Origin of the sequence: Streptomyces sp. 4F14 (genome assembly GCF_048159485.1) — a bacterium.
Lineage (GTDB): Bacteria > Actinomycetota > Actinomycetes > Streptomycetales > Streptomycetaceae > Streptomyces.
The window spans coordinates 169,805-185,385 of the sequence record NZ_JBLRVY010000018.1; the positions used below are offsets into that span (position 1 = coordinate 169,805).

Consider the following 15,581-nt stretch of genomic DNA (forward strand, 5'->3'; position numbering starts at 1 on the left):
GCCCGCACGCCTGTGTGAAAAACGGACCATCCGAACCAGGAGCACGCTACCCGTGTCGACACCCCCGCCGCCCGACCCCCAGGGGCCTCAGGACAACCCGTTCCGCGCCCCGGAGCCGGGACAGGTGCCGCCGGTCGCCCCGCCGGCGCCGCCGGGCTGGGGCCAGGGGCAGGGCCAGGGCTGGGGACACGGCTGGCCGCAGGGCCCGTACCGCCCGGCCCCGCAGGTCAACGGCGTGGCCATCGCGGCACTCGTCCTCGGGCTGCTCTGCTTCCTGCCCGCCGTCGGACTCGTCCTCGGCGTCATCGCCCTGGTCCAGATCAAGCGGCGCGGCGAGCGCGGCAGGGCGATGGCGGTCGCCGGGGCCGTCCTGTCGTCCCTCGGCCTCGCCCTGTGGGTCCTCGCGCTCACCACGAACGGCGCCTCCGACGCCTGGCAGGCCATCGAGGACATCACCGACACCACCACCGTCTCCGCCCTCGACGTCGGCGACTGCTTCGACCTGCCGCCCGGCGACACGATCGGCGACGACGTGTACGACGTCCACGAGACGGACTGTGAGGGCCCGCACGACGCCGAGATCTTCGGCGTCGTACCCGTCGGCGGCGACGAGTTCCCGGGGCGCGCGAAGCTGCGGGACGTCGGCAACGAGAAGTGCTTCGCCCTCAAGGCCCGCTACACGATGGACCCGTGGGCCGTCCCGGACGACGCCGACTGGTACACGCTGCTGCCCGAGCGCGCGGGCTGGGAGTCCGGCGACCGCGCCGTCACCTGCGTCTACGCGCACAAGGACCTCGGCCGCACCCTCCACGGCTCGCTGCGCCGCGACGAGTCGAACCTCGACGCCGACCAACTCGCCTTCCTGAAGGCCATGTCGGCGATCGACGACGTCCTGTACACCGAGCCCGACACCTACCCGGAAGAGGACCTGGAGCTCAACAAGACGTGGGCCGGCCAGGTCCGCGACGTGCTCGCCCAGCAGGCGAAGGCGCTGGACGCGCACGTGTGGTCCGGCCCCGCCGGATCCGCCGTCGACCTCCTGGCCGAGGACCTGCGCACCGCGCGGGTGGAGTGGCGCAAAGCCGCCGTCGCCGAGGACACGGACGCGTACTACGAGCACTACGACGCCGGGTACGAGTTCGTCGACGGCCCCTCGACCGTCGGCGCCCGCGCCGCGCTCGGACTCGCGGTGACCGCACCCTCGTACGACGACGGCAGTGGCAGTGACAGCGGGTTGGACGTCTGAGGTGTGAACGCGGCTATAGCGGGGAGAAAGTGCCTGCGTAAAGCCCCGCCCCCGGTTTTGTCATCACATCGAGTGATTCTCTGGCCTTTGCTTGCATGGAGGAACCCACGGTTGCCAGGCTGTAGCTGTCTGTAAAACCTGATGGGAGCGGCCAGTGAGTTTCGGTGAGCAGCCGGCGTATCTGAGGGTCGCGGGGGATCTGCGCAAGAAGATCGCCGACGGTTCGCTCCCGCCGCACACCCGCCTGCCCTCCCAGGCGCGGATCCGCGAGGAGTACGGCGTCTCCGACACGGTCGCGCTGGAGGCACGCAAGGTGCTGATGGCCGAGGGCCTGGTCGAGGGGCGCTCCGGGTCCGGGACGTACGTGCGGGAGCGGCCCGTGCCGCGCCGGATCGCCCGCTCCGGGTTCCGCCCGGCCGGCGGGGCGACGCCCTTCCGGCAGGAGCAGGCCGAGGCGGACGTGCGCGGGAGCTGGGACTCCAGCAGCGAACAGACCGAGGCGGACGCCGCCGTCGCCGCCCGCCTCGGGATCGAGCCGGGCGAGCGCGTCATGCGTACGCGGTACGTCTTCCGGGAGGCGGGGCGGACGATGATGCTGTCCACGTCCTGGGAACCCCTCGCGCTCACCGGGCGCACGCCCGTCATGCTGCCCGAGGAGGGGCCCCTCGGAGGGATGGGGGTCGTGGAGCGGATGCGGGCGATCGACGTCATCGTCGACAACGTCGCGGAGGAGGTCGGCGCCCGCCCGGGGCTCGCGGACGAGCTGTCCGCGCTCGGCGGGGTGCCGGGGCACGTGGTGATCGTGGTGCAGCGGACGTACTACGCGTCGGGGAGAGCGGTGGAGACGGCCGACGTGGTCATCCCGGCCGACCGGTACCGCGTGGCGTACCACCTGCCGGTGCGCTGAGGCGGAGGCGGGAGCCGGGGCCGATGCGGGGCCCGGCCCGCGCCCGTGTGCCGTCATTTCCGGTCGTTTCCCGTTCGTCCCGCGGCCGCGCGCATTTCCCGGCCGGGCGGGCGGGAACGGGCGGATCTCCGCGTCGCCGGGGTCGGTCGGGGGGCGTACGCCCCCTCCTGGCTGGCTTGTTGCATGTCTGTTGGTGAAAAGGCGTGTTCGGTGCGTGAAGGTTGGGCGTAGGCTCGGGCATATGCGTACTGCGGTTTCCTCAGCGGGTGGGGCGTGCGGGAGAGGCGGAGGGGCGCGATGACCGACAACAACACCATCTCCCTGCCCTGGCTCGTCATACGACAGGACGACAACGGGAACCGGTACCGCGTGGGGCGTTACGCGACTCGGGCCGAGGCGCAGAAGATCGCCGACAGCCTCGACAACACCGGTCATCGGCAGCTGTATTGGGTCGAGCAGGCGGGGCAGCACGGAGACCCGACCCGGAACTGACCCCCGCGCGGGCGTAGGCTCCGGTGCGTGACTGAGCGGATCGTGGTGGTCGGGGCGGCACTGCTCGACGGGGGCCGGCTGCTGGCCGCCCGCCGCAGCGCGCCGCCCGAACTGGCCGGGCGCTGGGAGCTGCCCGGGGGGAAGGTCGAGCGCGGGGAGAAACCCGAGGACGCGCTCGCGCGCGAACTCCGCGAGGAGCTCGGGGTCGACGCGGAGGTCGGGGACCGGGTCCCGGGGGAGTGGCCGCTGCGGCCGCCGTACGCGCTTCAGGTCTTCGTCGCCCGGCTGCGCCCCGGATCGCCCCGGCCCGCCCCGCTGGAGGACCACGACGAGCTGCGCTGGCTGACGCCGGGTGAGGTGTGGGACGTCGCGTGGCTGGAGCAGGATGTGGCCGCCGTGCGGGAAGTGGTGGGGCTGATGTGAGGCGGGGCGGACCGCGCGGGCTCGGGGGACGTGTGTGCCGGAGTGTGGGTGACGGGGTGTGCGCCGTTCGTGCCATTGTGCGCCAGACCGGGCGGTAAGGGGTATGTGATATCGGGTATGTGGCTATCAAGCCTATGAAACCGGGACATGCTGTACCTCGCTGGGCGGGAAGTGATCGGCGTGATCGACACCGAAGGCGACTGCGCCGAGTGGACGTTCCCCGCGGATCCGGGAGCGGTGCGCGGAGCGCGCGCGGTCGTCCGGAGGCAGCTGCGGGGCTGGCGGCTGGAGAGCCTCAGCGATGTCGCGGTGCTGCTCGTCAGCGAGTTGGTGACCAACGCACTGCGGCACGCCGCCGGGCCGATCGGACTACGGCTGATCCGCCCCGCCGGCCTCGGTGACGTCCTGCTCGTCGAGGTCTCCGACCCGCTGCCGGACCCGCCCAGGGAGCGGGCGGCGCGGCCGGACGACGAGAGCGGGCGGGGGCTGCAACTGCTGGCGTCCGCCGCGAACCGCTGGGGCACGCGCCCCGACGCCACCGGCAAGACCGTCTGGTTCGAACTGGCGGTGCCCGAATGACCTGCGCAAACGCCGGTACGGGGGCCTCGCCGGCGCCGTATGACGATTTTCGGCCACTGACTCGTGATGATTCGGGTGGTTCGAGGGTGTGCTCGCTGGTTAGAAGAGTGGAAGTGTTGGAACGGAACGGTCCAAAAAACGCCTGGACCGTGCTGTGATCGTGAACACCGTGCCGAGCGGCCCCGTAGTGCTGGATACTGCGGGCAGCCGCCCCTGGTGACCGGTACCGGGCGCGGTGAGCTGGAGGGGACGGTTCGCGTGAGCGAGATACCAGCGAAGGCCACGGGGTCGCAGGACCCGTCGGACGCCGCGGGCGCCTTCGGCGATGGCGCCTCCGGAGGGGGGACGGGCCCGACCGGCGCCGGTCACCCGCACCGGACGATGCCGGACGGCATACGGGAGACGGGCACCCCGCAGGACGAGCCCGGCCGCACCGGAACCCCCGCGAGCCCCTCGCGCACGGAAGCCCCCGCCGACGCCTCCCGGCTCTCGCGTTCCGGCAAACTCACCCCCGTCACGCCCTCCGCCCTCTCCGACATCCCGCCCGCCGACGCCGTCTGGCAGAGCAACCCCCCGGGGTCCATCTACGACTACATCCGCGTCGCCTCCTTCTCCATCGGCCCCGACGGACTGGTCGACCAGTGGAGCCTGCGGGCCGAGCAGATCTTCGGGGTCGCCGCCGAGCGGGCCGTCGGCCTGGACCCGATCCAGGCGTTCATCGACCCCGACCTGCGCGAACGCGGCCAGCGGAAGATGGCGGAGATCCTGGACGGCCGGGAGTGGACCGGCGTGGTGCCGTTCAAGGCGCCGGACGGCGGGGAGCGGGGCCTCGCCGAGGTCTATGTGATGCCGACGACCACACCGGAAGGCGACCGGGCCGCCGTCTGCATCGTCGTCGACGTACGCACCCTGCGCAGCATCGAGACCGACCTCGCCGCCTCGCAGTCGATTTTCGGCCAATCGCCGTTCGGGTTCCTGCTGATCGACCCTGATCTGAGGATCCGGCGGGCGAACGAACGGTTCGCGTCACTGTTCGGGGGGACGCCGGACGACCACCGGGGGCACGGGGTCGCCGACTACCTCCAGCGGTCCGAGGCGGAGCGGGTCACCGCGATACTGAAGCGGGTCCTCCAGACCGGCGACTCGATCACCGACATGCACGTCACCGGCTTCACCCCGGGCTCGGAGGAACGCCGGCACTGGTCGATCAACCTGTACCGCGTGCACAGCGGCAGCGGCCGCCCGATCGGCATCGCCTGGCTCGGCATCGACATCACCGCCCGCCGCGCGGCGGCCCGCGAAGCTGCGGCGGCCCGCCGCAACCTCGCCCTGCTGAACGAGGCCGGCGCCCGCATCGGCAACTCCCTCGACCTGGAGACGACGGCCCGCGAACTCCTCGACGTCGTCGTCCCCGGCTTCTGCGACCTCGCGACCGTCGACCTCTACCAGGGTCTCCTGGCCGGCGACGAGACCCCGCCAGGGCTCGCCGACGGCAGCGCCGAACTGCGCCGCGTCGCCTTCGCGTCGGCCGTCTCCGACGTCCCCTTCACCGCGACCGGCGGCACGCCCGTGCCCGTCGGCGCCGTCCACCACTTCCCGTTCACGTCCTCCCGCGCGGACGCCCTGCGCACCGCACGCCCCCAGCACATCCCCGGCGCGGAGGGCGGCCTCGTCCAGTCCACGCTGGCCGTGCCGATGGTCGCGCACGACACCGTCGTCGGACTCGCCCAGTTCTCCCGTACGAAGGGCAGCGAGCCGTTCGGCGACCGGGACAGGGACCTCGCGGTCGAACTGGCCGCGCGGGCCGCCGTCAGCATCGACAACGCGCGGCTGTACCGGCGCGAGCGGGAACGCGCGCTGATACTGCAACGGTCCCTGCTGCCGCCCGGCGACCCGGTCGCGTCGGGCCTCGACATCGCCTGCCGCTACCTGCCGGGCAACGCCTCCACGGGGCGCCCCAGCGAGGTCGGCGGCGACTGGTTCGACGTCATCGAACTCCCCGGGCACCGCACGGCGCTGGTCGTCGGCGACGTCATGGGACGCGGGCTGCGGGCCGCCGTCGCGATGGGCGAACTCCGCACCGCCGTACGGACCCTGGCGCTGCTCGACCTCGAACCCGCCGAAGTGCTCTCCGCGTTGGACGAGATCGCCCGCGGTCTCGGTACGCCGGGAGGCGTCCAGCAGGCGACCCGCGCGGCCCGGCGGCCCCGCGAGGCGGACCTCTCCGAGGTGTACCTCGCGACGTGCGTGTACGCCGTGTACGACGCCGTCACCCGTCGGTGCACGTTCGCCAACGCGGGCCATCTGCCCCCCGTGCTGGTCGAACCGGGCGAGCCCGCGCTGATGCTGGACGTGCCGCCCGGCATGCCCCTCGGTGTCGGCGGGGAACCCTTCGAGGAGGTCGAGGTCGAGCTGCCCGAGGGGGCGTTGCTCGCGCTCTACACGGACGGCCTCGTCGAGTCCCGGGACCATCCCCTCGACGAAGGGCTCCAGGCGTTCGTCGGTGCGCTCACCGATCCCGCGCAGCCCCTGGAGGACGTCTGCGACCACGTCCTCAACACGCTCGACTCCCACCACGGCGAAGACGACATCGCGCTGCTCATGGCCCGGATCCAAGGGCTTCCCGCGGAGTCCGTCGGCGACTGGACACTGCCCCGCGAGCCCCGCAGTGTGGGGCGGGCCCGCGAGTACGCTCGCGCTCAGCTGGTGAGCTGGGACCTCGAACCCCTTGTCGACACGACCGAGTTGCTGGTCAGCGAACTGGTCACCAACGCGCTGCGCTACGGCGAGGGCGAGATCCGGCTCCGGCTTCTGCTCGACCGGACACTGGTGTGCGAGGTGTGGGACGCGGGGTTGGTCCAGCCTCGGCGTCGCCGGGCACGGGACACGGACGAGGGGGGCCGGGGGCTGCAACTGGTGGGCCTCCTCTCCGCCGCGTGGGGCTCCCGCCGGACCCCTCGGGGGAAGACGGTCTGGTTCGAACTGCCGTTGCCGGACGGGGACTCGACGCCGATCGATCCTGCGGAGGCGTTGCTGAGCCTGTTCTAGGGGGTGGATGGGGCGAGTTCGGCGGCTGCGGGCCGGTGGGGCCCATTCGCGCCCACGCGGCGGAGCCGCATATCGATACAGCCCCGCGCCCCTGAAAGACATGCGGTTGCCGCGCTTCGAGAGTTGCCCAGCGACCTTGCACCGCTAAAAGGCGTCCAACCACCACGCTTCAAAACCGACCGACCCCACCCTCCCGAAGGACGGCCAGCCCGCCGGGCCTCAAGCGCTGCCCGTCCCGCGCCGCTCCCGAAGGGCGGCCAGCCCGCCGGGCCTCAAAAGATCCGGTGCCCCCCAAACCCCGTGACTGCCACCCCGTCACGGCTCCCCGAACCCCGGCTCCCGGCGCACGCCGCCCCCCACCGGGCCTAATGCAATAAATCCCTTGGGCCCGACCAGCCCGCTCCGGAAGACTCCGGCGGTGACCTCACCCCGCACCCACCTCACCACCTCCGACCTGACCCCCCTCACTCACGAAGCTTTCGGAAGGCAGCGCCGGCTCCTCCACACCGAACGTCTCCGCGGCGGCACCAAGAAGGGTGTCTACCGGCTCCACTTGGACGACGGCCGCACAGCCATCGCCTACGTCTGGTCCCCCGACGAGAACTACTGGGATCAGACCCGCCCTCCGGACCACCGCCACCCGTTCTCCGCGGCGACGGGCCTCGACCTTCTTGTGGCCGCCCACGACCGGTTGACCGCCGTAGGGGTCCGCACCCCGCGCATTCTGTACGTCGGGACGGACGCGGTCGTGGCCGAGGACGTCACGGGAGGCACCCTGGAGGACGCGCTCCAACGGGACCCCAGGCACCCGGCGTTGGACCGTCTCGCCGACGCCCTGAGGGTGATGCACGCGTACGAGAGCCCGCGCTACGGGAAGGTCGCCCTGGTCGACTCCGGAGGTGTCTCCGACGGGGCATCCTGTGAACAGGTCGTCTACGAAGGGGCGTTGAGGGAACTCGACAAGGGCGTGGCGCTGGAACCCCGCCTCGCCGCCGTGCGCGAAGCACTCGCCGAGCGGATCGAGAACCTCTACGGAGCCGTCCAGCCGCGCAGCGCACACGCGTTGATCCATGGCGAACTCGGCGCGGACCACGTGCTGTTGACGACGGACGGCGAACCGGTGCTGATCGACATCGAGGGATTGATGTACTTCGACCTGGAGCAGGAGCACGTGTTCCTGAGGCTGCGCTTCGGGGACGGGTACGAACGCCTCCCGCACCCCGAACTGGACGTCGACAGGCTCCGGTTCTACCGGCTGTGCATGCATCTCAGCCTGGTCAGCGGCCCGTTGACATTGATCGGGGGAGATTTTCCCGACCAGCGGTTCATGCGGGACATCGCGGAGCACAATCTCGGAGAGGTCCTGCGTCTCCTGGACGACACCCGCTGAAACCGCCGGCCGCAGGCTTCACCGGAAGTTCACACCCGCTTCGCCGCCAGGGATCCACACGTTGGTTGTGCGGCAGATGTGCACGCCCTAGCGTCCACATCTCCGAACTCTGTGAGGGATCCTCCCTGATGCGATCGCTACTCACCAGCAAGGCTGTTCGTCGCGCGCTGCGCCCGGCGGCGGAACTCATCGACCAGCGCATCGAGCGCCAGGTCCGCAAGGCCGTGAAGAGCGCCGGCCCGGCGGCGGACATCCAGCGGGAACTGAAGCAACTGCGCGATCGTCAGCGCCCGATGGAACTGTTCTTCGACGGCACGGGACGCGGTGTCTCCCGGATGCCGGGCGGCGAGCACCTCGACAAGGCGATCAGGGAACTGACGGTGGTGACCGGCGACCGCGAGGGCGCCGAACGGGCCGTCGCGCAGGCGTTCCGGCTGCTGATCGCCGTGGAGGCGCTCGGCGTCGGCCGGATCGCGGGCGGCACGATGAACATCGTCGGCAAGCTCTCCGCCGTCCCCCTCCTGGACCCACCGAACGACGAGATCCTGGAGATCGGCACGCTGTACGGCATGTTCAGCGCGGCCCTGATCCGCATGATGGAGCGCGCGGGCCGCGACCCGAGGCTCACGATCGTCGACCCGCTGGCCGGGACGCAGCTCCAGCCGGGCACGACGATGGGCGACGACGCGACGGGCACCCCGGTGCGCGGCGCGGCCGTCCGCACCAACCTGGCGCTCGCCGGCGACGCGGGCACCTCCGCCCGGATCCAGCAGGGCTTCTCCGAGGACCCCGAGGTCCGTGCGCTGGTCTCCGACCGGAAGTACGGGGCGATCATCGTCGACGGCGACCACTCCGCGAACGGCGTCGCGCAGGACCTGGAGTGGGTGGAGGAGATCATCGCGCCGGGCGGGATCGTCGTCCTCGACGACTTCGGGCACCCCAAGTGGCCAGGGATCAAAGAGGCGTTCGAGAAGCACATGGCCGGTGAGACGCGGCTCGAATTCCTCGGTTCCGTGGCGCACTCGGGGTACCTGCGGGCCAAGAAGGACTAAGAAGCAGGCTCAGGACGTCCTGCGCCGGATCTTGTTCCCGAGCCACACCAGCGGGTCGTACTTGCGGTCCACGGCCCGCTCCTTCAACGGGATCAGCGCGTTGTCGGTGATGTGGATGCCCTCGGGGCAGACCTCCGTACAGCACTTGGTGATGTTGCAGTAGCCGAGGCCGTGTTCGTCCTGGGCCGTGGTCCTGCGGTCCAGGCCGGTCGCCTCGGCCGCGTCCAGCGGGTGCATGTCCAGTTCGGCGACCCGCATGAGGAACCGGGGTCCGGCGAACGCGGTCTTGTTCTCCTCGTGGTCCCGGACGACATGGCACGTGTCCTGGCACAGGAAGCACTCGATGCACTTGCGGAACTCCTGGGAGCGGTCCACGTCCTCCTGCATCATCCGGTACTCGCCGGGAGCGACTCCGGCGGGCGGCACGAACGCCGGAACCTCCCTGGCCTTCTGGTAGTTGAAGCCGACGTCCGTCACCAGGTCGCGGACGACGGGGAAGGCCCGCAGCGGGGTGACGGTGATGGTCTCCGTCCGCTCGAACACCGACATGCGGGTCATGCACATCAGCCGGGGGCGGCCGTTGATCTCCGCCGAGCACGAACCGCACTTGCCCGCCTTGCAGTTCCAGCGCACAGCCAGGTCCGGGGCCTGGGTCGCCTGGAGGCGGTGGATGATGTCCAGCACCACTTCGCCCTCGTTGACCTCGACGGTGAAGTCCTCCAGGCCACCGCCCCCGACGTCACCCCGCCACACCTTGAAACGGGCCTCGTAGCCAGTCACTCGTACAGCTCCTCTTCGGCGAGGTACTTGACCAGCTCCTCCTTGTCGAAGAGGGCGAGCAGGTCCGGGCGGATGGGGGTCGTCGTCTCCCGGGTCAGGGTGATCTGGTCGCGCTCGGTCAACTCGCCCTTGAGGTCGGTGAGTTGGCACAGGAGATTGACGTTGCGCCAGGAGCGCTCCATCGTCGGGTGGTCCTCGCGGGTGTGCCCGCCCCGCGACTCCGTACGCTCCAGCGCCGCCCGCGCGACGCACTCGCTGACCAGCAGCATGTTCCGCAGGTCCAGGGCGAGGTGCCAGCCGGGGTTGAACTGCCGGTGCCCCTCGACGCCGGCCCGGCGGGCCCGGACCCTCAACTCGGCGAGTTTCTCCAGGGCTTGGGCCATCTCGCCCTCACGCCGGATGATGCCGACGAGGTCGTTCATGGCCTGCTGGAGCTCCTGGTGGAGGGTGTACGGGTTCTCGGGCGCCCTCGGTGGGGGCTGCGGGGCGTTCTCCGAACCCCCGGTCCCCGCAAGGCCCTCCGCCGCCCCCTCCTCCGCCGAGAACGGCCTCAGCGCCTCCGCCGCCGCCGCGTCGATCGCCCGCTCCTCCGTCACCGGCCGAGCGTCGAGGTCGTCCACGTAGTTCGCCGCGTGCCACCCCGCCCTGCGCCCGAACACCAGCAGGTCCGAGAGGGAGTTGCCGCCGAGCCGGTTCGAGCCGTGCATGCCGCCCGCGACCTCCCCGGCCGCGAACAGCCCCGGCACCCCGCGTGCGGCGGCCGTGTCGGAGTCGACGGCGATGCCGCCCATGACGTAGTGGCAGGTCGGCCCGACCTCCATCGCCTCGGCGGTGATGTCGACGTCCGCCAGCTCCTTGAACTGGTGGTACATGGACGGCAGCCGGCGCCGGATCACCTCGGCCGGCATCCGGGTGGACACGTCGAGGAAGACCCCGCCGTGCGGGGAGCCCCGGCCCGCCTTGACCTCGGAGTTGATCGCGCGGGCGACCTCGTCGCGGGGCAACAGCTCAGGCGGGCGGCGGTTGTTGTCGGGGTCGTCGTACCAACGGTCGCCCTCCGCCTCGGACTCGGCGTACTTCTCCTTGAAGACGTCCGGGATGTAGTCGAACATGAACCGCCTGCCCTCGGAGTTGCGCAGCACCCCGCCGTCCCCGCGCACCGACTCCGTGACGAGGATGCCCTTCACGGACGGCGGCCAGACCATGCCGGTCGGGTGGAACTGCACGAACTCCATGTTGAGCAGCGGGGCCCCGGCGAGCAGCGCGAGGGCGTGGCCGTCGCCGGTGTACTCCCAGGAGTTGGACGTCACCTTGAACGACTTGCCGATGCCGCCGGTCGCGATCACCACGGCCGGCGCCTGGAGGACGAGGAACCGGCCCGTCTCCCGGTCGTACGCGAAGACCCCCGATATCCGGCCGTCCGGGGACTTCAACAGCCGGGTCACCGTGTGTTCCTGGAAGACCTTCAGGCCCGACTCGTAGTCGCCGGTCTCCTTGTGGTCCTCCTGCTGGAGGCCGACGACGCGTTGTTGCAGCGTGCGGATCAGCTCCAGGCCGGTGCGGTCGCCGACGTGGGCGAGGCGCGGGTACTCGTGGCCGCCGAAGTTGCGCTGCGAGATGCGGCCGTCCTTCGTGCGGTCGAAGAGGGCGCCCCAGGTCTCCAACTCCCAGACGCGGTCCGGGGCTTCACGGGCGTGCAGCTCGGCCATCCGCCACTGGTTGAGGAACTTGCCGCCGCGCATCGTGTCGCGGAAGTGGACCTGCCAGTCGTCGCCGGAGTTGACGTTGCCCATCGCCGCCGCGATGCCGCCCTCGGCCATCACCGTGTGCGCCTTGCCGAACAGCGACTTGCAGATCACGGCCGTCCGGGCACCGCGCTCGCGCGCCTCGATCGCGGCGCGCAGCCCGGCGCCGCCGGCCCCGATCACGACGACGTCCCACTCCTGGCGGTCGACCACGGACATTAAAAGAACCTCGGATCGTCGAAAGCGCCGGACGCGACCAGATACACGTAGAAGTCGGCGGCGGCCACACTGATCAACGACGCCCACGCCAGCAGCATGTGACGGTCATTCAGTTTCCCCACGAACTGCCACGCCTTGTACCGCACCGGATGCTTGGAGAAGTGCTTGAGCTTGCCGCCGACGATGTGCCGGCAGGAGTGGCAGGAGAGCGTGTAGGCCCAGATGAGCCCGATGTTGACGAGGAACACCACCGAACCGAGCCCCATATGGCCCCAGTTGTAGTGCTCGTCGCGGAACGACAGGACGGTGTCGTAGGTGAGGATGCCCGCGACCACCAGAGCGGCGTAGAAGAAGTACCGGTGCAGGTTCTGGAGGATGAGAGGGAACCGCGTCTCGCCCGAGTACTTCGCGTGTGGCTCGGCCACCGCGCAGGCCGGGGGAGAGGCCCAGAAGCCCCGGTAGTACGCCTTGCGGTAGTAGTAGCAGGTCAGCCGGAAGCCCAGCGGGAAGATCAGGATCAGGATCGCCGGGGAGATCCCCCACCAGCCCCCGAACAGCTCGGAGTTGGGCCCCGAGCGCATCGGTTCGCAGTTCTCCGCGAGGCACGGCGAGTAGAACGGCGAGACGTACGGCGCCGCGTAGTAGTCGGCGTTCGCGAACGCCCGCCACGTCGAGTACACGACGAACGCGAGCAGCCCCGCCGCGGTGGCGGCCGGCGCCAGCCACCAGCGGTCGGTGCGCAGGTGGGGCGCGGAGATCGCGGCGCGGGTCGGGGCGCGGACGCCGACCCGGCGCGGATGAGGGTCCGTACCGGGTTCCGTGTCGGTTGCCAAGGATGACTCCCGTCGGTGTTCAGGGTCGGTGGCGGTTGCCTACTCCCTCGTCGTCCGAGTCCGTCCACAGGGAGCTGTCGTACGGGGTGTCGGGGATGGGGACCAGGTCGGGGCGGCGGGCCGCGGGACCCGGGGTCGCCTCGCGCAGGAGCGCCAGGCTCTCGCGCAGGTGGTTCGTGTCGGAGCGGACCCGGCGCAGCTCCAGCGAGCCGGGGTCGCACTGCTTCTCCAGCCGGCCGAGGGCGCGCACCAGATCGTCGAGGCAGCGCTGGACCGACGTGAGTTCGTCGTGCACGGACATGACGCGACCTCACTTCCGTGGGCGGACATGACGTTCATGCGCCTGAGAGTGTTGCGCGTCACACCGGCCGGTGTGAAGCCGTGTGCACGGATTGGGTGACCCATGGGGCGCACGGGGTCGGATTTGCGCCGGAGCGCAGGGCGCGCGGCGCCCGGCGTCGCCGTATGCGCGCGCCCGCGTTTGCGCCGTGCGGGTGAGCTTCCCGCCCGCCCCCGTCGTGTCGGAGGACCTCCCCGCACCCCTTCCTCTTCAGTGGCGGCGTACGTCCGCCTGTACATCCGATCAGGAGTTGATCGGACTTTATGTCGATCCGCGTGAGCGGTCCGCGGAGCCGGAGGTAACAGCGATGTCCTACGACGGCGTCAGCACCCGCGCGGTCATGCGCTCGGTCGCCTTCCTCACCGCGGGGGCGCTCGCGGTCCCCCTCCTCACCGGCTGCGCCGGCGACGACGAGACGCCCAGGCCCCTCGCCGGCCAGCAGACCGGGGCGGCCGGCCGGGACCTCGTCGCCGACGGCGGCACCCTGCGCTGGGCCGTCGACGCGGTGCCCGACACCTTCAACACCTTCCAGTCCGACGCCGACGCCACCACCACCCGCGTCGCCCAGGCCGTCCTGCCGTCGATGTACCGCCTCGACGCGAACGGCCGCCCCGAGCGCGACGCCGACTACCTGGAGTCCGCGAAGGTCGTCGAGACCGAGCCCCAGCAGGTCGTCCTGTACCGCCTCAACCAGCAGGCCGTGTGGAGCGACGGCCGCGAGATCGGCGCCGCCGACTTCGCCGCCCAGTGGCGCGCGCTCTCCGGCAAGGACAGCGCGTACTGGACCGCCCGCAACGCCGGGTACGACCGCATCGAGAAGGTCGAGCGCGGCGCCAACGACCTGGAGGTCCGCGTCACCTTCAGCCGCCCGTACGCCGACTGGCAGTCCCTGTTCTCGCCGCTGTACCCGAAGGACGTCATGGGCACCCCGGACGCCTTCAACGACGGGGCCCGGCGCAGACTCAAGGTCACGGCAGGGGTGTTCGCGCTCACCGCCGTGGACCGCAAGGCCGACGAGATCCGCCTCACCCGCAACGCCCGCTGGTGGGGCCGGCCCGCGAAGTTGTCCGAGATCCGCCTCACCGCCGTACCCCGCGCGAAGCGCTCCGCCGCGCTCGCCGCGGGCGCCGTCGACCTCGCCGACATCGACCCCGCCGACGTCGGTCGCCTCGCCGAGGCCCGGCAGGGCACCGGCGGCCCGCTCGCCGGCGCGGGCAGCGGCCGTACCACCGTGAAGTCCCTGCGCACCGCGATGGCCGAGGCGTCGGCCGCCGCGAAGGCGGAGAGCGACGAGTACGAGGAGGAGGGCGCCGACCGCAAGGCCCGCGCCGCCAAGAAGCTCCGCAAGGCCATCGCCGGGTGGGAGAAGCAGCAGCACAACCTCCAGGGCTTCGAGGTCCGCCGGTCCCTGGAGCCCGCGTACACGCAGCTCGCCATGAACGGCGAGAGCGGCCCCCTCGCCGACGAACGCGTCCGGCGCGCGGTCGCCCGCGCCCTCGACCGTACGGAACTCGCCTCCGCCGTCCTCAAGCCGCTCGGCCTCCCCGTCGCCCCCGTCGGCTCCCACCTCGCCCTCTCGGGCCAGGACGCGTACGCCGACGGCAGCGGCGCCCTCGGCGGCCAGGACACGGCGGAGGCGCAGGCCCTGCTGGCCGACGCGGGGTGGGTGGCCGGGGGACCGGTCGTCGAGAAGAAGCCGGGGGAGAAGGGGGCGGGACCGCAGCGGGCGGCGGAACCGGACGGCGGGGACGACGGGACGTACATCGTGGGCGAGGACGACAAGGCCCCTTCCCGCAAGGCGAGTTCCGCCGGCAAGGCCCCGTCCGGGGACGCCTCGGCCCGCGCCCAGGACGGCAAGCAGTACGCGAAACAGGGCGGCGCCCCCGGCGCGTACGCCCCGAAGGGCACCCCCGCCCCGGGCGGCGCCGCCGGTCCCCTCGCCAAGGACGGCAAGGCGCTCACCCTGCGCTTCGTCGTCCCGTCGGGGCCCGGCTCGGAGTCCCTGCGGACCGTCGCCGAGCGGATCTCCGGGATGCTCGCGAAGGTCGGCATCCGCACGGACGTCACCAAGGTCCCCGACGAGAGCTACTTCAAGGACCACGTCGCCTCGGGCCAGTACGACCTGGCGCTCTACTCGTGGCCGACGTCGGCGTTCCCCGCCACCGACGCCCGGCCGATCTACTCCAAGCCGGTCCCGGCGGCCGACGGCTCCCTCAACGTCGAGCAGAACTACACCCGCGTCGGCACCGACCAGGTCGACCAGCTCTTCGACCAGGCCATCTCCACCCTCGACGCGGACGAGTCCCGCTCCCTCATCCGCAAGGCGGACTCCCGCATCTGGGCCGCCGCCGGCTCCATCCCCCTCTACCAGCGCCCCCAGCTCACCGCGGCCCGCAAGAACCTCGCCAACGCGGGAGCCTTCGGCTTCCAGACCCCGGTCTTCGAGGACATGGGCTTCCTGAAGAAGGGCGCCCGGGTCTCGGCGTCACCGACCCCCTGACCGCTGCGAGGGGATCGTCCACGGCGA

General features: G+C 71.4%; 13 protein-coding genes. 9 read left to right on the top strand and 4 right to left on the bottom strand.

The window, feature by feature from the left end; all coding sequences use genetic code 11:
• Positions 1 to 52: 52 nt before the first annotated feature.
• From ACLZOT_RS29080 to ACLZOT_RS29115, 8 genes are all read left to right on the top strand, one after another.
• Entirely contained in the window at positions 53 to 1,246 is a 1,194-nt protein-coding gene (locus ACLZOT_RS29080; RefSeq protein WP_416972072.1) for a DUF4190 domain-containing protein, read from the top strand.
• A 154-nt stretch (positions 1,247 to 1,400) separates the two neighbouring features.
• A complete protein-coding gene (locus tag ACLZOT_RS29085; RefSeq protein ID WP_416972073.1) occupies positions 1,401 to 2,153 on the top strand; it encodes a GntR family transcriptional regulator in 753 nt (250 codons plus the stop codon).
• A 297-nt stretch (positions 2,154 to 2,450) separates the two neighbouring features.
• Positions 2,451 to 2,645, top strand: coding sequence for an SPOR domain-containing protein (locus ACLZOT_RS29090; RefSeq protein WP_416972074.1), 195 nt, complete (start codon positions 2,451 to 2,453; stop codon positions 2,643 to 2,645).
• A gap of 27 nt (positions 2,646 to 2,672) precedes the next feature.
• On the top strand, positions 2,673 to 3,068 hold the full coding sequence (locus ACLZOT_RS29095; RefSeq protein ID WP_416972075.1) for a (deoxy)nucleoside triphosphate pyrophosphohydrolase: 396 nt from the start codon (positions 2,673 to 2,675) through the stop codon (positions 3,066 to 3,068).
• 147 nt (positions 3,069 to 3,215) lie between these two features.
• Positions 3,216 to 3,647 (top strand): ATP-binding protein, encoded by a 432-nt coding sequence (locus ACLZOT_RS29100; protein ID WP_416972076.1) that lies wholly within the window; start codon positions 3,216 to 3,218, stop codon positions 3,645 to 3,647.
• 216 nt (positions 3,648 to 3,863) lie between these two features.
• A complete protein-coding gene (locus ACLZOT_RS29105) occupies positions 3,864 to 6,695 on the top strand; it encodes a SpoIIE family protein phosphatase (protein ID WP_416972077.1) in 2,832 nt (943 codons plus the stop codon).
• A 418-nt stretch (positions 6,696 to 7,113) separates the two neighbouring features.
• On the top strand, positions 7,114 to 8,085 hold the full coding sequence (locus ACLZOT_RS29110; RefSeq protein ID WP_416972078.1) for a phosphotransferase family protein: 972 nt from the start codon (positions 7,114 to 7,116) through the stop codon (positions 8,083 to 8,085).
• A 128-nt stretch (positions 8,086 to 8,213) separates the two neighbouring features.
• Positions 8,214 to 9,137: a class I SAM-dependent methyltransferase gene (locus ACLZOT_RS29115; protein ID WP_416972079.1), complete on the top strand. Its 924-nt coding sequence runs from the start codon at positions 8,214 to 8,216 to the stop codon at positions 9,135 to 9,137.
• A 9-nt stretch (positions 9,138 to 9,146) separates the two neighbouring features.
• Here the strand turns inward: ACLZOT_RS29115 and ACLZOT_RS29120 are convergent, their stop codons facing one another.
• Genes ACLZOT_RS29120 through ACLZOT_RS29135 form a run of 4 tightly spaced genes read right to left on the bottom strand, consistent with a single transcriptional unit; the run spans position 9,147 to position 13,015 of the window.
• On the bottom strand, positions 9,147 to 9,917 hold the full coding sequence (locus ACLZOT_RS29120; RefSeq protein WP_416972080.1) for a succinate dehydrogenase/fumarate reductase iron-sulfur subunit: 771 nt from the start codon (positions 9,915 to 9,917) through the stop codon (positions 9,147 to 9,149).
• On the bottom strand, positions 9,914 to 11,881 hold the full coding sequence (locus ACLZOT_RS29125) for a fumarate reductase/succinate dehydrogenase flavoprotein subunit (RefSeq protein ID WP_416972081.1): 1,968 nt from the start codon (positions 11,879 to 11,881) through the stop codon (positions 9,914 to 9,916). Before ACLZOT_RS29125 ends, ACLZOT_RS29120 begins: the two co-directional genes overlap by 4 nt.
• The gene (locus tag ACLZOT_RS29130) at positions 11,881 to 12,714 is read right to left on the bottom strand and encodes a hypothetical protein (RefSeq protein WP_416972082.1); all 834 of its coding nucleotides are present in this window, start codon (positions 12,712 to 12,714) and stop codon (positions 11,881 to 11,883) included. The genes ACLZOT_RS29125 and ACLZOT_RS29130 overlap by 1 nt, the downstream gene beginning before the upstream one ends.
• A 19-nt stretch (positions 12,715 to 12,733) precedes the next feature.
• On the bottom strand, positions 12,734 to 13,015 hold the full coding sequence (locus ACLZOT_RS29135; protein WP_409117672.1) for a hypothetical protein: 282 nt from the start codon (positions 13,013 to 13,015) through the stop codon (positions 12,734 to 12,736).
• A gap of 346 nt (positions 13,016 to 13,361) precedes the next feature.
• Between ACLZOT_RS29135 and ACLZOT_RS29140 the strand changes: the two genes are divergently transcribed.
• Positions 13,362 to 15,554: an ABC transporter substrate-binding protein gene (locus ACLZOT_RS29140; protein WP_416972083.1), complete on the top strand. Its 2,193-nt coding sequence runs from the start codon at positions 13,362 to 13,364 to the stop codon at positions 15,552 to 15,554.
• Positions 15,555 to 15,581 lie beyond the last annotated feature (27 nt).

Excerpts from the sequence above, each read along its gene's own strand:
- ACLZOT_RS29140 (WP_416972083.1), top strand. The coding sequence starts at position 13,362 with ATGTCCTACGACGGCGTCAGCACCCGCGCGGTCATGCGCTCGGTCGCC.
- ACLZOT_RS29090 (WP_416972074.1), top strand. The coding sequence starts at position 2,451 with ATGACCGACAACAACACCATCTCCCTGCCCTGGCTCGTCATACGACAG.
- ACLZOT_RS29135 (WP_409117672.1), bottom strand. The coding sequence starts at position 13,015 with ATGTCCGTGCACGACGAACTCACGTCGGTCCAGCGCTGCCTCGACGAT.
- ACLZOT_RS29115 (WP_416972079.1), top strand. The coding sequence starts at position 8,214 with ATGCGATCGCTACTCACCAGCAAGGCTGTTCGTCGCGCGCTGCGCCCG.
- ACLZOT_RS29100 (WP_416972076.1), top strand. The coding sequence starts at position 3,216 with ATGCTGTACCTCGCTGGGCGGGAAGTGATCGGCGTGATCGACACCGAA.
- ACLZOT_RS29125 (WP_416972081.1), bottom strand. The coding sequence starts at position 11,881 with ATGTCCGTGGTCGACCGCCAGGAGTGGGACGTCGTCGTGATCGGGGCC.